Annotated in this window: 28 protein-coding genes; 5 read left to right on the top strand and 23 right to left on the bottom strand. The window is 60.8% G+C overall.

From position 1 onward, the window contains the following. Positions 1 to 171: 171 nt before the first annotated feature. From ACIQWS_RS22820 to ACIQWS_RS22710, 23 genes are all read right to left on the bottom strand, one after another. Positions 172 to 1,458: a flagellar hook protein FlgE gene (locus tag ACIQWS_RS22820; protein ID WP_403184563.1), complete on the bottom strand. Its 1,287-nt coding sequence runs from the start codon at positions 1,456 to 1,458 to the stop codon at positions 172 to 174. Positions 1,459 to 1,580: 122 nt separating this feature from the next. Beyond that, positions 1,581 to 2,252 (bottom strand): flagellar transcriptional regulator FtcR, encoded by a 672-nt coding sequence (ftcR, locus tag ACIQWS_RS22815; protein ID WP_105735195.1) that lies wholly within the window; start codon positions 2,250 to 2,252, stop codon positions 1,581 to 1,583. A 238-nt stretch (positions 2,253 to 2,490) separates the two neighbouring features. Continuing rightward, positions 2,491 to 2,961: a transglycosylase SLT domain-containing protein gene (locus ACIQWS_RS22810; RefSeq protein WP_223615515.1), complete on the bottom strand. Its 471-nt coding sequence runs from the start codon at positions 2,959 to 2,961 to the stop codon at positions 2,491 to 2,493. 52 nt (positions 2,962 to 3,013) lie between these two features. Then, the gene (locus ACIQWS_RS22805; protein WP_403184560.1) at positions 3,014 to 4,240 is read right to left on the bottom strand and encodes a flagellar hook-length control protein FliK; all 1,227 of its coding nucleotides are present in this window, start codon (positions 4,238 to 4,240) and stop codon (positions 3,014 to 3,016) included. Next, positions 4,237 to 5,406, bottom strand: coding sequence for a chemotaxis protein MotC (locus ACIQWS_RS22800; RefSeq protein ID WP_403184558.1), 1,170 nt, complete (start codon positions 5,404 to 5,406; stop codon positions 4,237 to 4,239). The genes ACIQWS_RS22805 and ACIQWS_RS22800 overlap by 4 nt, the downstream gene beginning before the upstream one ends. A gap of 38 nt (positions 5,407 to 5,444) precedes the next feature. Beyond that, a complete protein-coding gene (locus tag ACIQWS_RS22795; protein WP_346307136.1) occupies positions 5,445 to 6,704 on the bottom strand; it encodes a MotB family protein in 1,260 nt (419 codons plus the stop codon). After that, the gene (locus ACIQWS_RS22790) at positions 6,701 to 7,354 is read right to left on the bottom strand and encodes a hypothetical protein (protein ID WP_403184556.1); all 654 of its coding nucleotides are present in this window, start codon (positions 7,352 to 7,354) and stop codon (positions 6,701 to 6,703) included. Before ACIQWS_RS22790 ends, ACIQWS_RS22795 begins: the two co-directional genes overlap by 4 nt. 1 nt (position 7,355) lies before the next feature. Continuing rightward, a complete protein-coding gene (gene fliF, locus ACIQWS_RS22785) occupies positions 7,356 to 9,002 on the bottom strand; it encodes a flagellar basal-body MS-ring/collar protein FliF (protein ID WP_403184554.1) in 1,647 nt (548 codons plus the stop codon). Positions 9,003 to 9,141: 139 nt separating this feature from the next. Then, positions 9,142 to 10,092 carry a flagellin gene (locus ACIQWS_RS22780; protein WP_403184552.1) on the bottom strand — a complete coding sequence of 317 codons (951 nt, stop codon included), beginning with the start codon at positions 10,090 to 10,092 and terminating at the stop codon, positions 9,142 to 9,144. Between the two features lie 167 nt (positions 10,093 to 10,259). After that, the gene (gene fliP, locus ACIQWS_RS22775) at positions 10,260 to 10,997 is read right to left on the bottom strand and encodes a flagellar type III secretion system pore protein FliP (protein ID WP_346307959.1); all 738 of its coding nucleotides are present in this window, start codon (positions 10,995 to 10,997) and stop codon (positions 10,260 to 10,262) included. Then, positions 10,994 to 11,482 (bottom strand): flagellar basal body-associated FliL family protein, encoded by a 489-nt coding sequence (locus ACIQWS_RS22770; protein ID WP_288193890.1) that lies wholly within the window; start codon positions 11,480 to 11,482, stop codon positions 10,994 to 10,996. Before ACIQWS_RS22770 ends, fliP begins: the two co-directional genes overlap by 4 nt. A 5-nt stretch (positions 11,483 to 11,487) precedes the next feature. Then, the gene (gene flgH / locus ACIQWS_RS22765; RefSeq protein WP_403184549.1) at positions 11,488 to 12,201 is read right to left on the bottom strand and encodes a flagellar basal body L-ring protein FlgH; all 714 of its coding nucleotides are present in this window, start codon (positions 12,199 to 12,201) and stop codon (positions 11,488 to 11,490) included. Beyond that, positions 12,198 to 12,638, bottom strand: a complete 441-nt coding sequence (locus ACIQWS_RS22760; protein ID WP_346307966.1) for a MotE family protein — start codon at positions 12,636 to 12,638, stop codon at positions 12,198 to 12,200. Before ACIQWS_RS22760 ends, flgH begins: the two co-directional genes overlap by 4 nt. Positions 12,639 to 12,727: 89 nt before the next feature. After that, complete coding sequence (locus ACIQWS_RS22755; protein WP_403184584.1) at positions 12,728 to 13,945, bottom strand: flagellar basal body P-ring protein FlgI; 1,218 nt, start codon at positions 13,943 to 13,945, stop codon at positions 12,728 to 12,730. Next, positions 13,945 to 14,427: a flagellar basal body P-ring formation chaperone FlgA gene (flgA, locus tag ACIQWS_RS22750; RefSeq protein WP_223615474.1), complete on the bottom strand. Its 483-nt coding sequence runs from the start codon at positions 14,425 to 14,427 to the stop codon at positions 13,945 to 13,947. Before flgA ends, ACIQWS_RS22755 begins: the two co-directional genes overlap by 1 nt. A gap of 8 nt (positions 14,428 to 14,435) precedes the next feature. After that, positions 14,436 to 15,224 carry a flagellar basal-body rod protein FlgG gene (flgG, locus tag ACIQWS_RS22745; protein WP_346307957.1) on the bottom strand — a complete coding sequence of 263 codons (789 nt, stop codon included), beginning with the start codon at positions 15,222 to 15,224 and terminating at the stop codon, positions 14,436 to 14,438. A gap of 9 nt (positions 15,225 to 15,233) precedes the next feature. Further along, on the bottom strand, positions 15,234 to 15,554 hold the full coding sequence (locus ACIQWS_RS22740; RefSeq protein WP_346307956.1) for a flagellar hook-basal body complex protein FliE: 321 nt from the start codon (positions 15,552 to 15,554) through the stop codon (positions 15,234 to 15,236). Beyond that, complete coding sequence (gene flgC / locus ACIQWS_RS22735) at positions 15,554 to 15,973, bottom strand: flagellar basal body rod protein FlgC (protein WP_105735210.1); 420 nt, start codon at positions 15,971 to 15,973, stop codon at positions 15,554 to 15,556. The genes ACIQWS_RS22740 and flgC overlap by 1 nt, the downstream gene beginning before the upstream one ends. 5 nt (positions 15,974 to 15,978) lie before the next feature. Further along, on the bottom strand, positions 15,979 to 16,359 hold the full coding sequence (gene flgB, locus ACIQWS_RS22730) for a flagellar basal body rod protein FlgB (protein WP_346307955.1): 381 nt from the start codon (positions 16,357 to 16,359) through the stop codon (positions 15,979 to 15,981). A 115-nt stretch (positions 16,360 to 16,474) separates the two neighbouring features. Further along, positions 16,475 to 17,050: a hypothetical protein gene (locus tag ACIQWS_RS22725; protein ID WP_346307954.1), complete on the bottom strand. Its 576-nt coding sequence runs from the start codon at positions 17,048 to 17,050 to the stop codon at positions 16,475 to 16,477. Then, positions 17,047 to 18,423 carry a flagellar protein export ATPase FliI gene (fliI, locus tag ACIQWS_RS22720; protein WP_403184543.1) on the bottom strand — a complete coding sequence of 459 codons (1,377 nt, stop codon included), beginning with the start codon at positions 18,421 to 18,423 and terminating at the stop codon, positions 17,047 to 17,049. The genes ACIQWS_RS22725 and fliI overlap by 4 nt, the downstream gene beginning before the upstream one ends. Before the next feature lie 31 nt (positions 18,424 to 18,454). After that, positions 18,455 to 19,180, bottom strand: a complete 726-nt coding sequence (gene flgF / locus ACIQWS_RS22715; protein ID WP_346307963.1) for a flagellar basal-body rod protein FlgF — start codon at positions 19,178 to 19,180, stop codon at positions 18,455 to 18,457. After that, a complete protein-coding gene (locus tag ACIQWS_RS22710) occupies positions 19,177 to 19,956 on the bottom strand; it encodes a DUF1217 domain-containing protein (protein ID WP_346307953.1) in 780 nt (259 codons plus the stop codon). The genes flgF and ACIQWS_RS22710 overlap by 4 nt, the downstream gene beginning before the upstream one ends. 163 nt (positions 19,957 to 20,119) lie before the next feature. Between ACIQWS_RS22710 and motA the strand changes: the two genes are divergently transcribed. Genes motA through ACIQWS_RS22685 form a run of 5 tightly spaced genes read left to right on the top strand, consistent with a single transcriptional unit; the run spans position 20,120 to position 23,878 of the window. Further along, positions 20,120 to 20,992: a flagellar motor stator protein MotA gene (gene motA, locus ACIQWS_RS22705; RefSeq protein WP_319025573.1), complete on the top strand. Its 873-nt coding sequence runs from the start codon at positions 20,120 to 20,122 to the stop codon at positions 20,990 to 20,992. Positions 20,993 to 21,000: 8 nt separating this feature from the next. Next, on the top strand, positions 21,001 to 21,936 hold the full coding sequence (locus ACIQWS_RS22700) for a FliM/FliN family flagellar motor switch protein (protein WP_403184539.1): 936 nt from the start codon (positions 21,001 to 21,003) through the stop codon (positions 21,934 to 21,936). Further along, positions 21,917 to 22,417, top strand: a complete 501-nt coding sequence (locus tag ACIQWS_RS22695) for a BAB2_0123 family type IV secretion system effector (protein ID WP_403184537.1) — start codon at positions 21,917 to 21,919, stop codon at positions 22,415 to 22,417. Before ACIQWS_RS22700 ends, ACIQWS_RS22695 begins: the two co-directional genes overlap by 20 nt. Before the next feature lie 25 nt (positions 22,418 to 22,442). Further along, positions 22,443 to 22,796 carry a flagellar motor switch protein FliN gene (fliN, locus tag ACIQWS_RS22690; protein ID WP_105735218.1) on the top strand — a complete coding sequence of 118 codons (354 nt, stop codon included), beginning with the start codon at positions 22,443 to 22,445 and terminating at the stop codon, positions 22,794 to 22,796. Positions 22,797 to 22,849: 53 nt separating this feature from the next. Continuing rightward, positions 22,850 to 23,878 (top strand): flagellar motor switch protein FliG, encoded by a 1,029-nt coding sequence (locus ACIQWS_RS22685; protein ID WP_223615482.1) that lies wholly within the window; start codon positions 22,850 to 22,852, stop codon positions 23,876 to 23,878. Positions 23,879 to 23,897 lie beyond the last annotated feature (19 nt).

The following is a 23,897-nucleotide window of genomic DNA, read 5'->3' as shown; positions in this document are numbered from 1 at the left end:
TTGGGGCCGCTGACGACGGAGCCGATGCGGCGCGTAAAATTGGGATCGTTGGCACCCGCAAGATTGCGGGATACCAACGCTGTCTGTTTCGACGTTGTCGTCAGAGCACTCTGAGCGGTAAGGAGCGCCAAGCTTAGTGACATGCCTTAGGTCCAATCAACATTTGCGATGCTACCTCTTCAGATTGACCAGCACGTCCATCAAATCCGCACCGGTCTGGAAGACCTTGGAATTGGCCGTGTAGCTTCTCTGCGCCTCAATCATCTCAGTCAGTTCCTGCGCGATATCCGCGTTGGATTCTTCCAGCGCGCCGGATGTCAGTGTTCCGAAGCTGCCCTTGCCGGGCCGGCCGAACTGCACATCGCCGGAATTGGCGCTGGTCGCAAACACATTGCCGGACAGAACAAGCAGATTGTCGGGGCTGGGAACGTCAGCCAGCGCGATCTGGTAGATGGCGCGCTGCGCGCCGTTCTTATAGCGGGCAACGACGGTGCCGTCCGCCGCGATATCGACATTCTCGATCGGGCTCGGCGTGCTGCCGTCGATCTTCGCCTCGATCGGCGTATAATCGCCTGCCAGCTGTTTGGTGGCCGACATGTCGATCTCGAGCATCTGACCATTGGGGATCTGCACCGAAAGGGATTTGTCGGCCGACGTCATCTTGCCGGTTGCGCCATCGAAATTGAAGGTTTCGCTGGCCAGGGGCGCTTTTGAATAGGGGAAGCCGCCGCTGGCCGCCGCATCGGCCTTGTTGTAAACCGTGGCCTCCCACGTGGCATTCTTGGTGACCGGATCTTCACCCGTCTTGGTGAAGTAAACATCGAGAACCACCAGATTGCCGAGATTGTCAAAACTCTGAAGCGATGTCTTGGCGGTGTATTTTGCCGTCCCGGCGGCATTGGCGGCCGCATTGGACGGAAGGTCGGCGGCAGCGACAACGGCGGAACCCGCCGGCAGGTTGGCCGTGAACGTCCCCTTGCGGCTTGGATCGGCGACAAGATCGTTCTGCTTGACGTTGATCTTCTCAAGCCCCTGGTAGCCGTTGATGACCGAATTGGTCTGGCCGTTCACGATCGGATTGCCCATGAGATAGTAGCCGGCCGCATTGACCAGATTGCCCTGCGCATCCGGCACGAACGAACCGGCGCGTGTCAGGTATGGCGTGCCGCTGCTGTCATTGACCACGAAGAATCCGTTGCCCTTGAGCGCAAGGTCCGTCGACGAGGTGGTGAAGCGGAGCGAACCATCGTCGGAAATATGGTGACGCACAACCGTTTCGACGCCGCCGGAATTGTAGGAGCCGCCCGAGCTTGGCAGAACCAGCGAGGCAAACTGGGTGCTGGCGCGCTTGTAACCGGTGGTGCTGGAATTGGCGATGTTGTCGGACACGGTCGACAGGCGATTTGCCTGGGCGTTCATGCCCGATACACCCGTCCGCATCATTCCATAGAGGCTCATTTCCGTCTCCTTGCGCGATGATTCCGTTGAGAATCGTAACCTGACGATGCTTGCGTGAACCTGACGCCTTGAATGTTTCGAGAACTTGCTGAACGCCCCGCCGGCGGCGGAGCGGTGGAGGCTCAATCGAGATTGATGCAGTAACCGAGGAACCGCTTGGAATCGATCGGATCGTGGCCGAGCTGCTCGCGCAGTTTCTTGCGCAGCTTGCTGATGTGGCTCTCGACCACGCTTTCCTCGACCTCACTGTCGAAAATGCCGTAGATCGCGCTGAATATCTGCGCCTTGTTCAGGCGCCGTCCGCGGTTGGCGATCAGATATTCCAGGATACGGCGCTCACGCCGCGGCAGCGAAAACTCGACCCCGTTGACCTGCGGATCACGGCCGTCGGAGAAGACGCGGATCGGACCGACCTGCGTGCCCGTATCGCCGTTGCCATAGCGCCGGCGGATCGCGTTGATGCGGGCGAGAATTTCCCGCACATGCATCGGCTTGCGGACCACATCGTCAACACCGGCCTGGAAGAGTTCAAGCGTGTGTTCGAGCGACTGCGTTTCGTTGACCGCAATGACCGGCGCCGAGCAGCGTTCACGAATCTTGTGGGGAAACTGGCTGCGGTTCGCACATTCCCCTATCAGAAACGCCTCAACCGCCATAATGTCGCTCTGCTGGACGGTCGAAACCCAGTCACCGAAATCATCGGGAGCGAACCCTGTTGTTGTAATGCCCTCGCGGGCGAACCACGCCGAATACCCACTCGTCACCAGACTTCGTTCGTCGACGACTACAATCACGGCCCCACCTTCCGAATCAGTATAAACCCCACACAACACACACCTAGCGGGGTCGATGACTCGCCGACAATCCCCAACTAATTGACCGCAATTAATTGGGAGTCTGAAATGGGGAGTCCGAGGGGAAAACGGGAGGGAAACGCGATGCGACTCGCATGGCTGAATGTCTACCGGTCATACCTTAACGAAAGATGACCACGTCAACAAATTCACGTTTTATTACCGATCATTAACGCCCTCACTTATCGCAGAACATTCGCGCCTTTTGCGTCCAGTTTCCGAAGCCCGAAGCCACCATGTTTTCCATGACCCGGCACACATACTGCTTCTGTGCCGGATTGTTGTTGGGACCCGCATGGTAGCGCGCCACGGCCATGGTCCAGTTGCCTTCGCGTGCCCGGAGCTGTTTGAGAAAGCGCGCGGCGTAATCGACATTGGTTGCCGGGTCCAGCATTGCCCCCACGGAGGGAAAGGCGCTGGCATGGAAATAGTGATTGATCTGCATGCAACCGAGGTCGATGAGCTTGGCTCCCTGGCCATGCGCTTCGTTGAATTTCATCACGGCCGCCGCGGCTGACGGCATGAAAACCGCTTTGCCTTCGATGTTCATGGCGTAGGGCTGCAGCGAGTCCTTGCGCCCGGTTTCGGTCAGCCCAACCGCGTAGAGAATGCCGATCGGGATGTCGTACTTGCTCGACGCCCGGTGCATTTCGCGCTCACAGAGATTGTCGGCACGCGCAGCGTGCGCGGTCAGCAGACTGCTACACGACCAGACCGCGAGACACAGTGCGATCAGCCATGGCTTTGGCAGTCTTGTCATCGCTTTCATCGGGTCTGCTGTCTCCAAAATGCTGCTGCCCGGACGAGCGGTCGCCCTGCGTTCCCTGCGAGCCGGTGTTGGCCTGTCCCCGGCCCCCGGCCGGCTGGTCCTGGCCGGTCATGGCCTGCTGGCCGGGTTGCGTGCTTGCCACGGCTCCACTGCGATCGATCACGGAAATGGTGACGGCGGATGCGTCATCGGCAACACCGGCACGCTGCAGGGCCTTGCCAAGGGCTTCGTGGTCGCGCGCGAGGTGCTCGGCTGCCGCCCTGCTTTCCGCCATGAGCTGGATATGCATGCCTTCGCCGGTCAGACGCAGGCGAGCCGTGACCGTACCGAGTTCGACCGGCTGCAACTGGATCACCAGCGTTCGTGCCGCACTGGTGCTGTGATCCGAGATGATCTGGACATCCGCGATAGCGGGGCGGCTCTGCGGCGCTGCTGGCGCCGCCTCGGCAAGCGTTGCCAGGGTAACGCGCGGATCGGCGGCGGGGGCCGGCTGGGCAACCGGAGCCGGGGCGTTGACGGCGGGCGGCGGGACCTGTTCGGGAGCCTGCTTTGCACTGACGCGGGCCTTGGGCGCATCGGCCACCGCTGCTTCGGCAGGCTGCGGCTGCGGGCCATCGGCCTTGTCCGGCTGAGCCTTGGTATCAGGATTGGCAGCGGTCTTTACAGCCGGCTTGTCAGCGCCGTCCGCAACGGATTTCCTGTCGGCCAGAGACGCAGGCGCAGGCGGTTCGTCCTGACCATTTTCGCCGGTATCGAGCGCCGTTTCCCCGTCGGTCAGGGCATGGGCGTCCAGTGCCCGCAGCGGCTTGTTCTCACGTCCCGGCTGACCGCCAGCGGCCGATGCCTGCCGGTCAAGCAGCTGTTCCAGCGCGAGGATGGACTGGCCGAACATCGCCTGCACGGACGGGCCCGTGCTTGCCGGCTCATCGTCCGCTTCAACCTCCGGCTCGTCATCCATCGCGGCGACGTCATCCGGCGCGATCCCGTCGCCCGCCTCTGACGGCAGGCGGAGCGGCTTCGCCTCCAGCATGGACTTGAAGTCAACCGCGTCGTCCTTGCCCTTGGCCGCTTTCCTGTCGGGCAGGCGGTTTCCCTTGCCTGTCTCCCCGACAATGGCGTCCTTGAGTGATCTGAGCGGCATATCCGGTCCGATGGTCATTTCCTGGCCTTCCCTAGAAGTGCATCGATTGCGTCAAGCTTCTTGCGTGTTTCATCGATTATCGGATCAACCGCGATGGCCGGTTTGGGTGCACCGGTCTTTGCCTTGGCGTCCGTTGGTGCGGCGCCGGCTCTCACAACGGATCGCTGCGGTGTTTCCGCAACATCCGCGGATGGCTGCTCAAGGATTTTGCCCCCCATCGCCGCCGCTGCTTCCAGCAGTTTGACATCGCGTTCATGCAGGCGGTCGCGCGGCAATTCCGAGAGCATTTTCATCGCATCGTCGGTCTTCTCCGTACCGACATTGCTGATCCCGAGATAGAGCCGTGCCTGCGTGTCATCCGCCTTGAGCGACTGGGCCAGCGCTTCAGCTTTTTCCGACATGAAGCGGGCGCGCTGCATGTCGCCGCCGACGATCGCACCGCGGGCTATGCGCAGGTAAAAGGGCATGCGGGCACCGGTCCAGGCCAGCGACGCCATTTCCTCGATCTCGTCATTGCTGATCTTGGCCTTGAGGACCATGACCGCATCGACCAGCTGGCGAAAGAAGTCCTCCGAATAGGGTGAAAGGGCAAAGCGCTGCAGATAATTGCGGGCCAGCAGCCTGACCTTGTCCTTGTCGCCCAGATTGGCAGCCATCATCAGGCCGCGCCGCAGGGCAGCCTCTTCCAGCAGGGTTCCCGGCGCCGTCAAACGGATGTAATCCAGGCGCTTCAGCGCTGTCGGGACATCGATGGCGGCGAGCTGTGCTGCGGTCACCAGCGAGATGGAAGCGATCAGTTCGCTCGGCACATCCGGCGGCAGCTCCTCGCTGAAGTTTTCAACAATGCCAAGCGGGTTGCCATCAGCATAGGCCAGCGAACCGGCGACCAGCTTGGGACTGATGCCCTCCAGTTTCGTCGTGGTGAGGATGGTGCGAACGACCTGCGGATTGCCGCCATTCAGGAGATAGATGACAATAGCATAGGCGTTGGCCGGCTTTTGCCAGACATCCGGATTGGCCGCCTGGAGCTGCGTTGCAATATGGCCCAGCACCCGGTTGAGCATGGGCAGGGCTTCCGGCTTGCCGGAGGCCACCTGATCCTGCAGCATGCGCATGGAGCGCACCAGCAGATAGGGTTCCGGCGACAGCATGTCGGCCCGGGCCATGCCAAGAGGCAGGCTCACAAAACCGATCAGCAGCCATCGCAGACGGGAGCCCCACATCATCTCTTGGCCGTTTTCAAAAAGATGTCGATACGCCGGTTCTGAGCCGCGTAGGGATCGGCCGGCACCTTGGGATCGCGGTCGGCATAGCCTTCCACGCGCAGGATGCGCTTGGCATCGAGGCCGCCGCGCGTCAGCATGTAATAGGCCATGTGCGCGCGCGCCGACGACAACCGCCAGTTGTCATAAGTATCGCTCTTGAAGGGGCGCGCGTCGGTGTGGCCGCTGATGATGACGTCGCCCTTGCGCGTCGCGATGATCTTGGCGATCTGCTCGAGAACCTGCACCACCCGCTTGTCCGGCTTTGCCGATCCGATGGCGAACATGCCGTAGTCGACCTTGTCGGTCAGCTGGATCAAGACACCCTCGTCGGTGGGCACCACGGTGATGTCAGGCGCCTTTTCATCGGCGGCAGTGCCGGTCTTCTTGGAAATTTCCGAGGCAAGCTCGCGCGCCGAAGCAAGCTGCGCCGAATCCGGCTGCTTGTCGCCCTTTGCCGGATCAACGGTTACGCTGGCGTCGGCGGGCTTGGCCGCGGTCTTTTCCAGCTTCTGCTGGTTCGCCTGCTGCGCGGCATTGGCCGTATCCATCGGCTTTGCATCGGCCGTCTGCGCCTGCGCACCGGCCTTGTCTTCCACGCCCGCAGCCCGCTTTTCCAGCTGCTCCTGCGAGGGCGGCGGCACGGCGGGACTGTCGGTCAGCGGAAAGAGATCATCCTCCACATGGGTCGACCAATAATTGGGATTGAAGGGATCGCGATAGGCGTCACCGCCCTGCGCGCCCGTGGATGGGCCGGCATTGTTGGACCCGCCGTCACCCTTGGCTGACCGGTTCTGCAACACACCGGAATCCGTGGCGATTTCCGCAAGCACCGCATAGGGGTCCTTGAACATCTGCCGCTCTTCCGTCTCCGGCTTGGCCTGCAGTTCCTTTTCGTTGCGCGCGCTCTTGGTTTCCGCATCGGTCGAATTGGGGCGTTCGAAGCGAACCTTGCCTTCCTGATTGTCCGTGGCTTCAATGCCCTTTGGCCGCGCCTGCCGGTCCATCAGCTTGACCGGATTGAAATAGCTGGCAACGGCCGCCTTGGTTTCCTCATTGGCGGCATTGATGAGCCACATGACCAGGAAGAAGGCCATCATCGCGGTCATGAAATCCGCATAGGCGATTTTCCAGACGCCGCCATGGTGGCCGTCTTCGCCGTCATTGCGGCCACGCCGGACAATGACGATTTCGCGGCGGGTTTCCGGGTCGATATTCATCGGGTCGTATCCTTCACCGCATCAATCAGGTGACCAAGCCGCGTTTCGACAACCACGTCGTCGAGTTTCATCGACAGTTCCGGTTGATCGGACCGGGTGAACGTGAAGCGCATGAGATCAATCCCCGGGCGATTGCGCAAAGCCTCGATAAGGTGCGGCGGCCCGGAAATGTCGATCATCACGCCCTCCAGGCCCTGTGTCAGCCGTTCGATTTCCCCGACAAAGCCGGTAACAGCGCGCTCACGCAGATTCTTTTCAACCAAAGGGGAAAGAACGGTTGCAAGACTGCTCGACAGTCCCGCCGATATGACCGCCAGGCCCGCTTCCACCTGTTCGTACAGGCGGGTTCCGATCCGATCCATGAAATCCGCTTCCGCCGCCGCCAGCTGTTCCTGAAAATCCCGCTCCAGCCGCAGTTTTTCCGCATCGAAGAGCACGGAAGCCTCCGCCTGCCCCTCGCCGCGGCCGAGCTCGAAGGTTTCCTTGATCTTCAGCTCGATATCGATGAGATCGACAACATCTTCGGGAACCGCATCGTCCGCCAATGTTTCAACGCGCTCACGCGTCGCGGCGGCAAAAACCGTCACCCGGTCATCGGGCACATGTTTCGGCGTGAAGTCGGTGAGCATGTTGGCAATCGATCGGGCCATATCAAGCTGCCTCGTGAACCCATTGCTTCAGGATCGCCGCCACGCGCTCTTCATCCATATCGATCATCTGTTCCAGCCGGTTCTGTGCGGGAACGCGCATGCGCCGCCGCAGCTCGCTCAGGTCGTCATAGGGCAGGCTCTGGTCGGCATTGGCGGCCAGCGCCGGCTGCGGCCGCGACGCGGCAGTGAAATCGGGAACGGCCACGTCCGTACCGGCCGCCAGTTGCAGCGCATCCTGCGGCTTGGTGATTTCGCGCATCAGCGGGCGAACGCCGAACCACAGGATCAGACCCACGGCAACGATCAGTGCAGCGGCGTTGACGAAGCTGCCCGCCTGCCGCGATATCGTCTCCGACAGCGGCGTGGCGGTCGGCTGCAGCTGATCGTCGGTTGCTTCCATGAAGTTCAGCGCGGTCACGTTGATGACGTCCCCACGCTTCTGGTCGAGGCCGGCCGCGGTTGCCACCAGTTGGGTGATCTTGGCGATCTGCTGTTCGACGAATTTGTCCGGAACCGGCGTGACGCCTGCGGTTGCCAGCAACCGCGCCTGGTCGATGACGACGGCGATGGACAGGCGCTTGATCTGATAGCTGTCGCTGACCGTCGAGATCGTCTTGGAATTGACCTCGTAATTGGTCAGCTCTTCGCGCTTGTCGGTCTTTTCGGTCGAGCTGTCGCCGTTTTTGCTCTGGATTTCTTCCTGCGGGATGTTCTGTTCCACACCGGTCGCGTTGTCGCTCTTCGAGTTCTTCGAATCGCCGCTTTCGCGCACGACACGCACGGACCGCTCAACCTTTGATTCCGGATCGAACACGGTTTCGTTGGTCTGGCGCTTGTCCGTGTCGAGCGCCACCTGGACGCTTGTCTGGAAATGGCCGATGCCGAGATAGGGTGCCAGCGCCTTGCGGATGTTGTCATCGACCGAGGCCGAAACATTCTGTTCCAGCGTCGCCGACATGACGGCACCGGCATTCGAGCCATCATCCTTGGATGCCAGGAGCCGCCCGTTCGTATCGAGCACGGTGACTTCGGAGGCAGTCAGCTGCGGCACGGCGGCTGCGACAAGCTGGCGGATCGACTGCGCCGACTCCATCGAAAACCCGCCCTCGGTGCGGATCACCACGGAAGCGGAGGGTGCCTGATCGCCGCGGCGGAAACTGCCCTTTTCCGGCAGAACGATATGCACGCGGGCGGCCTTGATGCCGCGGATCGCCTGGATTGTCCGGGAAATTTCGCCTTCGAGCGCACGCACCCGGGTGATTTCCTGCATGAACGAGGTAAGGCCCAGCGAGCCCATATTGTCGAAGAGCTCGTAACCGGCGTTGTTGCTGGTCGGCAGTCCCTTCTCGGCCAGATACATGCGGGCCTGGTCCGCCTTGCCGAACGGGACGAGCACGGACGTGCCGTCGGCCTTCACGTCGAACGGAATGCCGGCCTCGCCGAGAGCCATGCCCATGCGGTTGACGTCGTCGCGACTGAGGCCGACATACAGCGTCTCATATTGCGGGCGGTTGAGATAAATGCTGGAGACAAGAATGGTGGCGAACAGGGTGACGCCGACGAGGGCGAGCCCGATGAGCCGCCGCGCGCCAAGCTTTTTCATGGCACCCAGAAACTGCTCCAGAGACTGTCTGATATTCTTTTCCATCAATGCCCACCACGCTTGCGTCGTCCGACCATAGAGGCCGAAGCTTGCGCGAAGTTAGAGCGTGCTGCGAAGTGGAAAAGAAAAAGGCCACGCACGAGGCGTGGCCCAATTCAGTACCGATCCCGAGGGATCGTCATCCTTAGCGGAACAGCTGCTGGATGGTCTGGTTGCTTGCATTGGCAATCGACAGCGCCTGAACGCCGAGCTGCTGCTGAACCTGCAGAGCCGACAGACGAGCCGATTCCTTGTTCATGTCAGCGTCGACCAGCGTGCCGATACCACGATCAACGGCATCCGAAAGCGCGCTGATGAACGACTTCTGGCTGTCGATACGGGTCTTGGCAGCACCGAGCTGCGAAGCACCGGAAGCCAGGCCCTTGGCAGCAGCTTCGATACCGGTCAGCATGCCGTCAATCGCCGTGTTGTCGACGGTAGCAGCGGAAACGTCGATCGTCAGGATCGAGGTCTGCGTTGTGACAGGTGTGGCTGCTGCGTTGGTAACAGCAAACTGCTTGTCGAGAATGCCGGTCTTCGTTGCAGCGGTGCCGCCCGTGTCGATAAGACGGGTATTGGCAAGCGCAACGTCGATCGAGCCGGTCGTTACGACGCCGGTCGAGCTGCGGCTGTAGGAAGCGATCGTGCTGAAGTTTGCCGTTGCAGGAGCAGCGTCGACAGCCTGGTCAGTGGTGAGCAGGTTGGAACCGGCGTAGGAAGCGCCTGCGTTTTCCTTCAGGGCGCCGATAGCCGAGTTGATCAGCAGCTGGTTCTTGGCGCGGTCTTCAGCGCTGGCATTCTTGGAAGCCAGAACCAGGTTCTTGATGGTGTTTACCGAATCAATGGCCTTGTTCATTGCGGAATAGGCAGTATCGATCTTGGAGCTGCCGAGACCGAGAGCGTCCTGGATAACCGAGTTGGCACCATTGTCCGAACGCATTGTCGTGGCGATCGACCAGTAAGCGGCGTTGTCGGAAGCTTCGGAGATCTTCAGGCCCGTTGCAATGCGGTTCTGAGTGGTGGCAAGGTTTTTGCCGGTTGCAGTAAGTGTCTGAAGCGCGGTCATTGCTGACGCGTTGGTAAGAATGCTGGCCATGGAAAAAGCCCCTATAAAAGATACATGTGATGGGGACATGTCGGATCAGAACCGACCTAACAGAGCGGCATGATGCCTGTAACCGAAGCGGTCACCTGTTATGACGAGCAGGAGTACGCCAGAATTGTTACGGTTTCAATAACGGCCAGGATTAATTTTCATCATGGTTACGAAAACGATCGTATCAAACTGCCGACCAGAATATTCCAGCCGTCGATCAGCACGAAGAACAGGATCTTGAACGGCAGCGACAGCACGGTCGGCGGCAGCATCATCATGCCCATGGACATGGTGAGCGTCGCGACGATCAGGTCGATGACCAGGAATGGCAGGACAATGAGAAAGCCGATCTCGAAACCGCGGCGCAGCTCGGAAATCATGAAGGCGGGCACGAGGATACGCATATCAATGGCCTCGTTGGCCTTGGTGCGGAAGGATTCGTCCGCCAGATCCTCGAACAGCCGCAAATCCTTGTCGCGCACCTGCCGCAGCATGAATTCACGGAACGGCGACATGATCTCGCGGATCGCCACATCCTGGGTGATCTGGTTGTTCACCAGCGGCTGCACGCCATTCTGCCACGCCCGGTCGAACACCGGCGCCATGACATAAAAGGTCATGAACAGTGCAAGGCTGATCATCACGAGATTGGCCGGCGTTGTCTGCAGGCCGAGGCCCGAGCGCAGCATGGAGAAGGCAATGGCGAAGCGGGTAAAACTCGTCGCCATGATCAGGATGCCCGGCGCGATGGAAAGCACCGTCAGCACCGCCAGCATCTGGATGATCTGGCCACTGGTCGACGCGCTGCCCTGCGGGATCAGCCCGTCCAGGAGCGAGGGCGTCTGGGCCATGGCGGTTCCGCCGAGTACAAGCAGCAGCAGGGGTGTCAGAAGACGCCGTTTCATTCCATCACCAATGCCCAGATGTACACTTTCTCGATCTTGCCCTCGGAGCGCATCCGCGCCCTCTCCTGCAGATCCATGCGCAGATATTCCAGCCCCGCCGCCCCGCGCAGCTGCATGAGATTGACGGTGCGCAGGAAGGCCATGAAGTCACCGGCAACAGTTGCCGCCATTTCATCGGATATTTTCTCGCCGGGCTTGGCCACGATGCCCGCTTCCAGCCTGATCCAGACATCCTGCGGGATTTTCACGTTGGTCAGGATCGGTTTGAGCGCCACGACATTGCCGGATGGCAGGTCGGTACCGGCGGGACGCGTCTTCTCGCCCGCCCCGGCGGCCTGACCGGCAGGCACGCTCAGGCCGAGCTGTGTTCCAAGAAACCAGCCGCCCGCCGCAGCGACGAGCGTGAGGACCGCCACCGCGGCAATGACCGCCACGCTGGATGGTGCTTTCGGGGCGGGTGTCGTGTCTTCGGCGAGCGTGCTCATATCGGTCAGATCGGCGATACTTGATCGAGGATCTGCTGACCCCATGCGGGCTGCTGCGTTTCGCTCTGGCGCCCGCGGCCGCCATAGGAAATGCGCGCCTCGGCGATCTTCTCGTAGGAAATGACATTGTCGCCGGAAATGTCACGCGGCCGTACGACGCCGGCGACATTCAGCACGCGCAGTTCATAGTTGACGCGCACTTCCTGCGAGCCGCGGATGACCAGATTGCCGTTGGGCAGAATATTGGTGACGATGGCCGCAACCCTCAGCACGATCTTTTCCGATCGCTCGATCTTGCCCTCGCCCTTGGTGCGGCTATCGGATTTCAGATCGAGATTGCCGCCGATATTGCCGGCGGAGAAGCCGCTGCCGCTGATATCCGCCTTGCCGCCGACATCGGATGAGGCGACGCGCGAACGGCTGTTCTTGTTGTCGAACGTCGCCTTTTCGTCGATCAGAATGTTGACGGTCAAAACGTCGCCCGGATTGGTGGCGCGCGGATCGCGGAAGAACCCGGCGGCGCGGTCCTGCCAGAGCGAATAGCGTTTCGGCTGCGGCTGGGATGGATAATAGGACGGATCCGAGACGCTGAAGCTTTGCCCGACACCCGCGCCCACCGGCGACATCTGTGGTGTGCGGTTCAGATCACGAAAATTGTCGGCGCATCCCGAAAGGGCAACGGCACTGGCGATGGCAAGCAGGGATGCCGCTTTCTTCATTGCGCGGTTCTTTCTTTGTTGGTGACCACACGGGATCCGACAATCACACGGGCTAGACGCGAGGATTTTTCCGCGGGCATTTCATTCAGGATAACGCTGGAGACGCGGGGATTAAGCTTCAGCAGCAGCGCGGCTGCCGGCTCGTCGCCCATCAGCGCCATCTGGGCCGCAGCCGCATCCGGCCGCATCTTGGAAATGATGCCCACCAGCGAATCCTCGGCCTTGTCGATGAACTCGTCACGCCGTTTCAGCCAGACCTCATATTCCTTGCGCTTGGCCTCCAGCTCCTGGATGCGGCTGTCGATATCCGCCCGCAGCTGCTCCAGTTCGCGCGTCTGCATGGCATAGCGCGCATCGGCCGCCTTGTCGGTGATGTTGGTGCAATAGCGGCCGATTTCCTGCCCGGTTTCATCCTTGGGGGCCGCATCCTGCGCCATGGTGGCCGATGGCAGCAGGGACATTGCCAGCAAGAATGCAGCAGCCTTCGAGGATGCCGTGATTTTCCGTCGCGCGTTCATGGCAACACTCATTGGACCACCAGCTCCGCATGCAATGCGCCGGCCGTCTTGATGCCCTGAAGGATAGCGATGATGCCTTGCGGCTTCACGCCGATCTGATTGAGACCCTTCACCAGGCTTTCAAGATCGGTTCCGCCAAGAACACCGATTTTGGAGGTCTGCCGAACCTGGATGTTGGTGTTCGGTTCGACCGCCGTCACGCCGTCACTGAACGGTTCCGGCTGAATGATCGTCGGCGTCTCGGTGACCTTGACGGAAAGCGTGCCATGGCTGATGGCGACCCGCGATATCCGCACCTTCTCGCCGATGACCACGGTCCCGGTGCGCTCGTCGACGACGACGCGCGCCACCTCGTCGGTCGGCACCGGCAGACCTTCGATCTCCGCGAGGAAGCGGGCCGCCGTGATATCCTTGGGCTTGCGCAGACGGATCGACTTGGCGTCGCGCTCCTTGGCAACAGGCTGATTGTACCGCCGTTTGGCAAAGGCATTGATCGTATCGGTGATACGCACGACCGTGGTGAAATCCGGCTGCCGCAGCTCGACGAGAAGTTCGCCGTCCTGGCCGAAATTTCCGGAAACCTCCCTTTCAACCAGGGCGCCGTTGGGAATACGTCCGCTGGTCGGCGTGCCCTGCGTAACGGTGGCGGCGTTACCGGATGCCGTGAAGCCGGACACGATCAGGTTGCCTTGAGCCGCCGCATAGACCTGGCCATCGGCAGCGGCGAGCGGCGTCATGACCAGCGTGCCGCCGGACAGCGACGTGGCGTCACCCAGCGAGGAAACGGTAATGTCGATCCGCGAGCCGCGCCCGGCAAAGGGTGGCAGATTGGCGGTGACGATGACGGCCGCAATATTCTTGGAACGCGACGCACCGGCCGGCGGGCTGATGCCGAGATTATCGAGCATGGCGCGCATGGATTGCTCGGTGAACGGCGCATTGCGCAGGCTGTCGCCGGTTGAGTTCAATCCGACGACGAGACCATAGCCGACGAGCTGGTTTTCGCGCACGCCCTGAATGGCGGCGATATCCTTGAGCCGTGCGATGACACCGCCGTCGCCGAACTGGGAAGCCGGCCCGCCCCAGCGCCCGTCATCGACGTCCTTCTGCCAGGCAGCCTGGGCCTGTGCCGGCGTCTTGTAGCCCCTTTCCTTGGGCGAAGACTCGCCCGCATGCAGTGCGGTCGATGCAAGGACGGCCAACAGGACAATCGCGAAACGCCGCATCATTGCATGCCTACCTGTATGCGCCCATCGGCGAGGATGGTGCCCGTTACGGTGATGCCGCTGTCGATATTGCGCACCTTGATGAAATCACCGACGCGGCCCGGCTCCAGCGGCGTGCCCCGCGCCGTGATGACGAGCGCACCGGTATCATAGACCAGCACCGCCGGAACCCCGCGCTGCACCATGTCGGGCTCATTGACCGAAGACAGGAGGATAGGCTGCCCCGGCAGCAGTGTCCGGCGCGATATCTTGCCGACGAGTTGGTCCGGTGACAGCACATATTGCGCGGCGGCGGAGGCACGGATCGTAAAATACTTTTCCGTCAATCCCGCATTGCCGATGGTCTGGCCGGGATAGATGATCTGGGAGGGCACCAGGAATGCGATGCGCTCGGCGCGGGCGGCGACGGAAAAGACCAGCGCGCACAGGCTGAATGCCAGCACGCGAAGAGCCCAGTTCCCGATGATCTTTGCCGCCGTCATGATCGTCCTCAGCGCAGGTTCTTCGACACGACCGATGCCATTTCATCGGCTGCCTGGATGACTTTCGAATTCATTTCATAGGCCCGCTGGGCCGTGATCAGATCGGTGATTTCCTTGACGGGGTCGACGTTGGAATTTTCCAGATAGGCCTGCTTCAGCGTGCCGAAACCGGGATCACCGGGAACGCCGACAACCGGAGCACCCGACGCATCGGTCTGCTTGTAGAGGTTGTCGCCAAGCGGCTCGAGACCGGCTTCATTGGCAAAATTGGCAATGGTCAGCTGGCCGAGATTGGTCATCGGAATCTGGTCGGATTGCTTGGCAAAAACCTGGCCGGAATCGGTGATTTTCACTTCAATGGTGTTGGGCGGAACAACAATGTTGGGCTCGACCAGATCGCCGTTGAGCGTCACGAGCTGCCCCGTCGCATTGGTGTTGAATGCCCCGGCGCGGGTATAGAGCGTTTCGCCGGCGGTGTTCTGAATCTGGAACCAGCCGCGGCCCTTGAGCGCCACGTCGAAGGGATTGCCCGTCTGATTGAGCCCGCCCTGAATATGCAGGTTGCGGACGGCCGAGGTCTGCACGCCGAGACCGACCATCGCGCCCTCGGGAATGATGCTCTGGTTTGCCATGTTGGGCACACCGGCGCTGCGCTCGGTCTGATACAGCAAGTCCGAGAACTCGGCCTTTGCGCGCTTGAACCCGGTCGTGTTGATATTGGCGATGTTGTTGGCAATCACTTCCAGATTGAGCTGCTGGGCATTCATGCCGGTCGCAGCAATGGTGAGCGCTTTCATTCTGATTCCTTAAATCGGCATACGGCTGATTTCGAGATAGGCCTGGACGATCTTGTCGCGAATGGCGATGGCCGTCTGGAGCGATTTTTCCGCATCCATGACCGCGTTGACGACATCACGCGTCGGCACGTCACCGGTCATGCTCTTGAGCGAAACCGCCTCGGCATTCTGGAGTTTGCCGGTGAGCTGCGACAGAACATTGTCAAAGGAAGGCTGACCGGTTGCGGCTGTCGCCGGCGAAGCGGCACCGGGCATGGATGTCTGATTGACGGTTTCCGACAGGTTGGAAAGAGCGTTGCGGGTGGATACACTGAGAAGCTGGTCTATCATCAGGAGTTCCTTAAGAGATCGACGGTCATGGCAATCAGTTCACGTGCTTGCTTGACCACCTGGAGATTGGCTTCGTAGGAGCGGTTGGCTTCGCGCATGTCCGCCATTTCGACGACCATGTTCACGTTTGGATATTTGACCATGCCCTTGGTGTTGGCGGCCGGGTGGCTTGGATCATATTCTTCGGTAAAGGCGGAAACGTCATGCCCGACTTCCGCGATGCGCACGGTCTCGACGCCGCTGCTGCGGTCGAGCTCTGTGGCAAAGGAGACGGTCTTGCGGCGGTATGGATCGCTGCCCGCCGTCTTGCCAGTCGACTGGGCGTTGGCCAGGTTCTCGGAGACGATGCGCAGACGGGTCGATTGGGCATTGAGGCCGGAAGCGGCAACCTTGAGCGCGGCCTGGAGCGGATCTGACATCTGTTTCAGCCCTTTACTGCGGAGAGCATCATGCGGTGAAACGCCTTCACGATGCTGGTGTTGAGCGCGAACTGGCGATTGATCTCGCCGGACTTGACCATTTCCCCTTCGAGGCTGACCGTGTTCTTCGAATGGTTCTGTTCCGTCACTTCATTCTTGCGCAGCGCGGTCGCGGCGATGCCGGATGCATTGATTTCAAGGTGCTTCGCATTTGTCGCCGCCATGGTCAGCTGCGTCTGCTGCAACACGTCCTTGAACGGCTCCACGTCCCGCGCCTTGAAACCCGGCGTATTGGCATTGGCGACATTGCCGGAAACCGCGGCCTGCCTGACGGACAGCCACTCGGCCTGACGTGATGCCAATTCGAACAGATGAATCCCCTGCATGTGCCTGCCTCGCGTCCCGGACCAATCAATTGAGGTCACTCTATGCGGTCAATCTTGCGTGAGACTTGCGGCGGCGACAGCCACGGAACTTATGCATGGACAAAGAGGCATTTGATCAATTGGTTCGGCTGATCACTTCGCCGTCGGATGTCTTGATCTGCCACGAACCGTTGCCATTGCCGCGCTCGATCGCAACCAGGGTGCTTCCGTCCGGCAAGGGCGATCCCTTCTCGACAAACCAGTAGCCGGTATTGTCTTCGATCATCACCAGACCGCCGACCACTTCGCGCACCAGGAACACCGGCTTGTCGGGAAACGGCTGTTTGCTGGCGGCATTGATCCCGGCCAGGCGATCGCCGGTGAGCGCCGACGTGGTTGCCGTGGTCATGAGGTCCACTTCGCCGGTTTTCGTTTTCGACAGTGACACTTCGGTGCCGTTGTTCTTGCGCACGACCTTCTGGTTTGTCCGGTCCAGGGGGTCGCGAACGGTTTTGCCTGTGGCTTCCGGCTTGGGCCGCGCTTCCCAGATGTCGTAATACATCACGAAGGGCAGGATGGCGCAGATGGTTGCAAGGACAAATCCAGCACCCTTGATATAGCCGTCAAAGCGCTTGTCGCGCTGGCGGGGTGCGGGAATTTCCGTTGCGGGATCGCTTTCAGGCGCCAGGCCCGTGGTCTTCTGTTTTGTCATGCCCCCTCCTTTGGCCGAAGCGCCGCTGCCAGATCGCTGTAGGGATCCAGCGAAAGCGGCGTGGCCGGTGTCTGCTGCATAGCGTCGTAAATGCGTGGAACCAGATGCACGGCCTGATCGAGCAGGGGATCACCCCCCTCCTGATAAGCGCCGATCATCCGCAGGTCGCGGGTCTCTTCGAACCGCGAAATGAGGCCGCGCATGCTGGTGGCGAGCTTCGCCTGTTCCGGCGACCAGTTGTGCTGCGCCAGGCGCGAAATGGAACCGAGAATATCCATGGCCGGGAAACGGCCCTGCGCGGCGATGGCGCGGTCGAGCACGATGTGCCCGTCCAGCGTGCCGCGGATCGCATCGGACACCGGATCATTGTGATCGTCGCCATCGACCAGAACGGCATAGATGCCGGTAATCGTACCGCTGTCCGACAATCCGGGGCCGGCGCGCTCAAGCAGGCGCGGCAACTGGCTGAACACGCTCGGCGGATAGCCGCGCGAAACCGGCGGTTCACCCGCGGCAATGGCGATTTCGCGCGCCGCATGGGCAAAACGCGTCACGGAATCCACGATCAGCAGAACATTGTCGCCCAGATCGCGAAAATATTCGGCGATGGCCGTTGCCGTATTGGGGGCAAGCCGGCGCATCATCGGACTTTCGTCGCCGGTCGAAACAACGGTGACGGTCTTGCCAAGCTTGCCGGCCATGGTGTCTTCGAGCATGTCGCGCACTTCGCGGCCGCGTTCGCCCGTCAGCGCCAGGACAACCGTGTCGAAATCCGTTGCCTTGGTCATCATGGCCAGCAGCGTGGATTTGCCGACGCCGGACCCGGCAAAGACACCCATGCGCTGACCGAAACACATCGGCGCAAAGACGTCGACGACATTGACACCGGTGCGCAGGCCGATTTCAACGCGGCTGCGGTTCATGGCGAGCGGAGCCGGACAATCCACGGGCTGCGGATTATTGCCTGCGGTGAGCAAACCCTTGCCGTCGAGCGGAAGACCGAGGGCGTTGATGACGCGCCCTTTCCAGTCCGGCGCCGGGGCAATGCGAAACGGCCCCTCGGGGAAGACGGGCGTTCCGAGCGACGGCACGATCCGGTCATCGAACGGCTTGACCAGGACGCGCGACTGCTCGATCCGCACGACTTCGGCCGGGTGCAGCCGGTTGCCGCTGCGGATGGTCACCATGTCGCCGAGCTGCGCCTGTTCCGAAATGCCGCGCACGCCGATGGCAGAGCGTGACACCTCGTTCACATAGCCGCCGACAGCCACGGGAGCCGGAGCCGTCACGGCCTGCGAGACAAGCCGGGCCAGCGCCTCGAGACTGCCCGTCCCGGTGCTCATCGTCGGCAGGGCTGCTTCAAGATCCTGCATGCTTATCCCGCCGGTTCAAGGAGACGGTGCATCAGGTCTTCGATCCAAGCGTCTTGATGGCTTCGGAGAAGGTGCCTTCATTGCCGCGCAGCAAGGCATCGACCCGTTCGAAAGCCCGGGTAACGCTCATGAGCCGGGTCATTTCGCCGATCGCATCAACATTTGATCCCTCGATGGCGCCCTGAACAACGCCCGCATGCGGATTGTCGATGGTCGGCTGTGCGGTAATGCTCGGAATAACAGCCGAATTGTCGAAATAGGTCAGCTTGGCATTGGGGCTGATCGTGAACAGGCCAATGGAGCCCAGCTGGCGCTTGTTCTGATAGACCGCCCCATCGGCGGAAATCTGCGGCGGACCGCCATTGGGGTCAATGACCAGGGGCTGGCCGCCCGCATCCAGGATGGGGTAACCCTTGACCGAGCGCAGCTCGCCGGTCGTTGTCATCTGCATGCGGCCGTCGCGGGTGAAAACCTGCCCGGCCGGTGTCTGCAGCGAAAACCATACGTCACCCTTTGCGGCGACATCCAGGGGATTGCCGGTCTGGGTGATCGGGCCCGCATCCGTCTTGATATAGCTCTGACCGGCCGAAACGAAGCTCGAGTCCTCGGCGGCCTTCGACACCATGGTTTCGAATTTCATGCCCGTGGCACGAAAACCCGGCGTCGACATGTTCGCCACATTATGCGCCAGGGCATCCAGGCGGCGCTCCAGCGATATCTGCGAGGACAGGCCGACATAGATCGAGTTTTCCATCAGCGGCCACCCAGCTTGAACGACTGCAAGATCGTCAGGATGTTTTGCGAAATGCCAATGGTGGTGTCCCCGCCGAAAAGCAGCGAGGGAATGGTGGAGGCAGTCGAAGGATTGTTCATTTCATACATAGCCGTAAACCGGGTGAGGAATTTCTCAAGCTTCGCCGGGTCCTTGAGAGATGCGAGATCGAGCTTGTCGGTGACCATCTTGGCCTGCCGGTCGATGTCCATGTTGGACGCCTGCGTCGGGATGGAAAAGGTTGTCTGGAAGACCTTGAGCAGTGCCTTGTCGCCGAGGATTTCATAGGCATTGGTGATTGTGGGCGCCTTGCGGGCAAAATACAGGGCAAGCCGCACGCCTTCATTGTCCTGCCCGGCTTCCTTCTCTAGCGTCTGGCGGGCATATTTGTCCGTCACCGGCTTGAGCACGGCGGGCTGGCTGGTCGCCTTGTCACCCAGTTTGGCAAAATCGAACGTCGTGGCAAACTCCAGGTAGCGCTTGTCCGTCAGTTTGTTGGCAAAGCTGTCCTTGCCGGTACCTTCGGTGAGAACTTTGCGGATAAAGGCCTTGGCGAAAGCCATGTCCTCAAGCCCGATAGCCTTCAGGGCGTATTTATACAGCCGGTCATCCTTCATGAAATCGTCAATGGTTTTCACCTTGCCGATATTCTTCAGGTAGTAGTCCGTGTCGCGCTGCACGACCGGTTCGGCCGCCACCCTCGTCAGCGAACGCGTCAGGTTCGACGAGATCAATTTATAACTGGTCATCGTATTGATCATGGCAACGGCACTCCCACGGCTTTCGCCTATCTGTGCCAAAGCAAGCTTGCCTGAAGCTGTCCGCGCAATTTCACCCCGACCACAAACCTGCGCCTCCATGCAAGGTTCACGCAAGCCGGACTTGCTACTCCTCGGCCGCTGGCAATATTTGCAGGAGAGCGCTTTGGGAATCCTTGTTGGACTTGTGGTAACGATGGGATGTCTCCTTGGCGGCTTCATTGCCATGGGCGGGCATGTGAGTGTTCTCATGCAGCCGTGGGAATTCGTCATCATCGGCGGCTCCGCGCTCGGCACATTCCTGGTCGCCAATCCGTTTTCGGCGGTCAAGGATACCGGACGCGCCTGCATGGAGGCCTTCTCCAACAAGGTTCCCAAGCAGCGCGACTACCTCGATGTGCTCGGCGTCCTCTACGCATTGATGCGGGAACTGCGCGCCAAGTCGCGCAACGAGGTGGAAGTCCACATCGACAATCCCAATGAATCACTGATTTTCCAGGCATTTCCGAGCGTTCTGAAGAACCATGATCTGACACAGTTCATCTGCGACTACTGCCGCCTGATCATCATCGGCAATGCGCGCTCGCACGAAATCGAGGCGCTGATGGATGAGGAAATCCACACGATCTCCCGCGACAAGCTCAAGCCCTACCATGCCATGGTGGCCATTTCGGAAGGTTTGCCGGCACTCGGCATCGTTGCTGCAGTGCTGGGCGTGATCAAGGCCATGGGCGCCCTCAATGAATCGCCGGAAGTGCTGGGCCATCTGATCGGCGCGGCGCTGGTCGGCACCTTCGCCGGTATCTTTCTTTCCTATGGTGTGGTCGGCCCGATTGCCACCAAGATCAAGACGACGCGCGAGAAGCAGAACCGGCTTTACATGATCGTCAAGCAGACACTGCTCGCCTACATGAACGGCGCCCTGCCGCAGATCGCGCTCGAATATGGACGCAAGACGATTTCGGCCTATGATCGTCCGTCCATCGATGTGGTCGAGCAGGAAACCATCTCCACCGTTCCGATGCAGCAAGCGGCGTAGGCTGAGCAATGGATGTCGAGACAGAACAGAAAAGACCGGACGTGCTTGCGGAAAGCATCCTGCGCGCCGCCGGCATGTCGGTGGACGATCTCAAATCCCTCGAGGCAGTATTTCGCGACCTTGCAACGACGTTTGCCGGCAAAATAACCAGCCAGTCCGACGTCGCCATTGCGGCCGAATTCGTGCGCATGGAATCGATCGAGAAGGATGCCATTGCCAGCACCCTGATGCGCTCGGGACTGATCGGAACCGTGCAGGTCGTCAAATGGGCATCGCGCCTGCTGCTGGCTGCGGACCGAGCCTTTGTCGATTGCGGGGTCGATGCCCTGTTCGGGTCCGGCGCCAGCCAGGACCACCAGCCGCATCGTCCGATGACCTCGGTCGACCTTGGCATCGCCCGCCAGATTTTCACCGACGTCACCGCATCGCTGGATCACATGTTCTCGGGCGGCAGCGACACGCTGTTCCAGATCGCCGAACTGACGGAAGCCGCGCATTTCTCGATTGCCTCGGTGACCGATACGCGCATGATATGCTGCACGATGCTGCTCAAGGTTGGCGGACACAGCGGCCAGATCATCATCATGATGCCGCGTTCGAGCTTCCGTCCCATGCAGGACGCCATCGCGCGGATGCTGCAGCAGCCGGCACACCACTCCGATCCGACCTGGGCAAAGAAGCTGCGTCTTGAGGTGAGCCGGGCCCATATCGACATTGAGGCCTTCATCCAGCAGGGCTCGATGACGCTCGAACAGATCACCCTTTTGAAACCCGGCCAGATCCTGCAGCTGCCCAAGGATGCGATCAATCAGGTACGCCTGCGCAGCGGCAAACAGGCACTTTACAAATGCCGTCTGGGCAAGACCGGCACGGCATTCACCGTGCGCATCACCGATCCGATCAATGAAGAAGAGGACCTGCTCGATGAGCTTGCTGCTGGCTAATCTCATTTCCGCCGCCCTGATCGCAACCGGGCTTGCGGTCTTCCTCGTTGCCCTGCGCAAGGCCAACCGGCTGACAGCCATGAGCCGCGCCATGGCGCAACAGGTGGCCGGTTCGGCCCGGAGCCTCGAGCAGGCGCTGCTCTTCCTGCAGAACGAGCGTGAAACCTGCCACGACGAAAGCGTGCGTCTGGAGGCCAAGCTCAAGGATTCCGATCGCGCCCGTTCAGAAATGACGCGCACCATCCGTATGGTTGAACGCGCGAAGAACGAGTTCAAGGACAATGTGCGCCCCTTCCCGGCCGTCGATGCCGCCCAGCGCGCTGCCGCAGCCGCCTTTGCGCAGCAGCCGGTTCCGGCAGCCCAGACCGAGATCCGCCAGGGCACGCCTATCCACAACCAGCCCGCGGCTCCGGCGAAAGTCCTGCCGGTGTTCGTCAATCGCATCGTCCGCAGTGCTGACGTGGCGAATGCCGTCCTTTAACCCAGTGTAAACGGGATTTCCCATCATGGCCATTTCCGACAAGAATTCCATCGAAGACGAGCTCAACGAGGCAATCGAAGATCTCAAGCGTGATGAACCGCAACCAAGCCGCAAACCTGCGGGATCGAAGCCGAACATCGATCTCATCATGGGCATTCCCGTCGACGTCCAGGTTGTTCTCGGCAGCACGTCGATGCCGGTGGCCAATCTGATGAAGCTCGGCCGCGGCGCTGTCGTGACCCTCGACAAGCAGATCGGCGATCCCGTCGATATCGTCGTCAACGGGCGGGTAATCGCACGCGGTGAAGTCATCGTCCTTGAGGACGACTCCTCGCGCTTCGGCGTCAGCCTCACCGAAGTCATCGGCAGCGGCAGCTAAGTCATCCGCCGCCGCGCCGCCTTCCCCCCTACAAGCACGAGAAGCCAGACCGCATGAGCGATCAAGACACACCTCAGGGCGAAAGCACCATCCAGGACCTGAGCGGCCCGGAAAAGGTGGCCGCATTGCTTGTGGCGATCGGGCGGCCATCCGCCTCGCGGCTTCTCAAGCATTTCAATGCGGACGATCTGCGCTCGCTTGCCGGCCATGCCCGCAAGCTCGAGCCGATCACCCCCGGTGACTTCGAAGAGCTGGTCAAGGAATTCGAGAACGCCTTTGCCGATGGCGCGCCGGTTTCGGAAGCCGGCATGCGCTTTGAAGGGCTGCTGCGCGAAACGCTGTCGGCGGAAGAGGCCAGCGCGGTCATCGAGAATCGCCGCCCCGAACTGCTGACGCAGGAATCCGTGTGGGATATCCTGCCGCGCGTGCCGCTCGACGTCCTGCAAGCCTACCTGTCAACGCAGCATCCCCAGGTGACGGCCTATGTGATTTCGCGCCTGCCCTCCGATATCGCGGCCCGGCTGCTGATCGGCTTTGCGCCGCAGGAACGTGGTGCCATCATTCAGCGCACGCTGCATATCCGCAAGGTAGGTCCATCGACGATCGCGATGCTGGAAAGCATCCTGCAGCGCGAGGTCACCGGAAAAGACAATTCGGGCTCCGAGAAGAGCCATCACGGCACCGTTGCCAACATCATCAACCAGCTGGAAAAATCGGAGATCGACGAGCTTCTGGCGAGCCTCACCGATCTGGGCGCGGAAGACCTTGCCAAGATCAAGGCCAAGCTCTTCACCTTCGAGGACATCGTGCGCATATCGCAGCGCGCGCGCCTCATCCTCTTCGATGAAATCCAGACGGATGTGGTCACATCAGCATTGCATGGCTGCGAGCCGCGCCTGCAGGAACTCATCCTCCAGTCCCTGTCGACACGCGGACGGCGCATGGTTGAAACCGAATTGTCCAGCCAGACCAACATCAATGCCAACACGGTCACGGAAGCGCGCCGCGCCATTGCCCGCACCGCCATTGCCCTGGCCGAACGCGGCGAGCTCAAGCTCGAACCGCAAGAATCCGAAACATGATCGGCAGGGCCTGCTAGAG

Source organism: Phyllobacterium sp. NPDC097923 (assembly GCF_044760925.1).
Taxonomy (GTDB): domain Bacteria; phylum Pseudomonadota; class Alphaproteobacteria; order Rhizobiales; family Rhizobiaceae; genus Phyllobacterium; species Phyllobacterium calauticae.
This window is presented reverse-complemented; position numbering and strand designations above follow the sequence as displayed.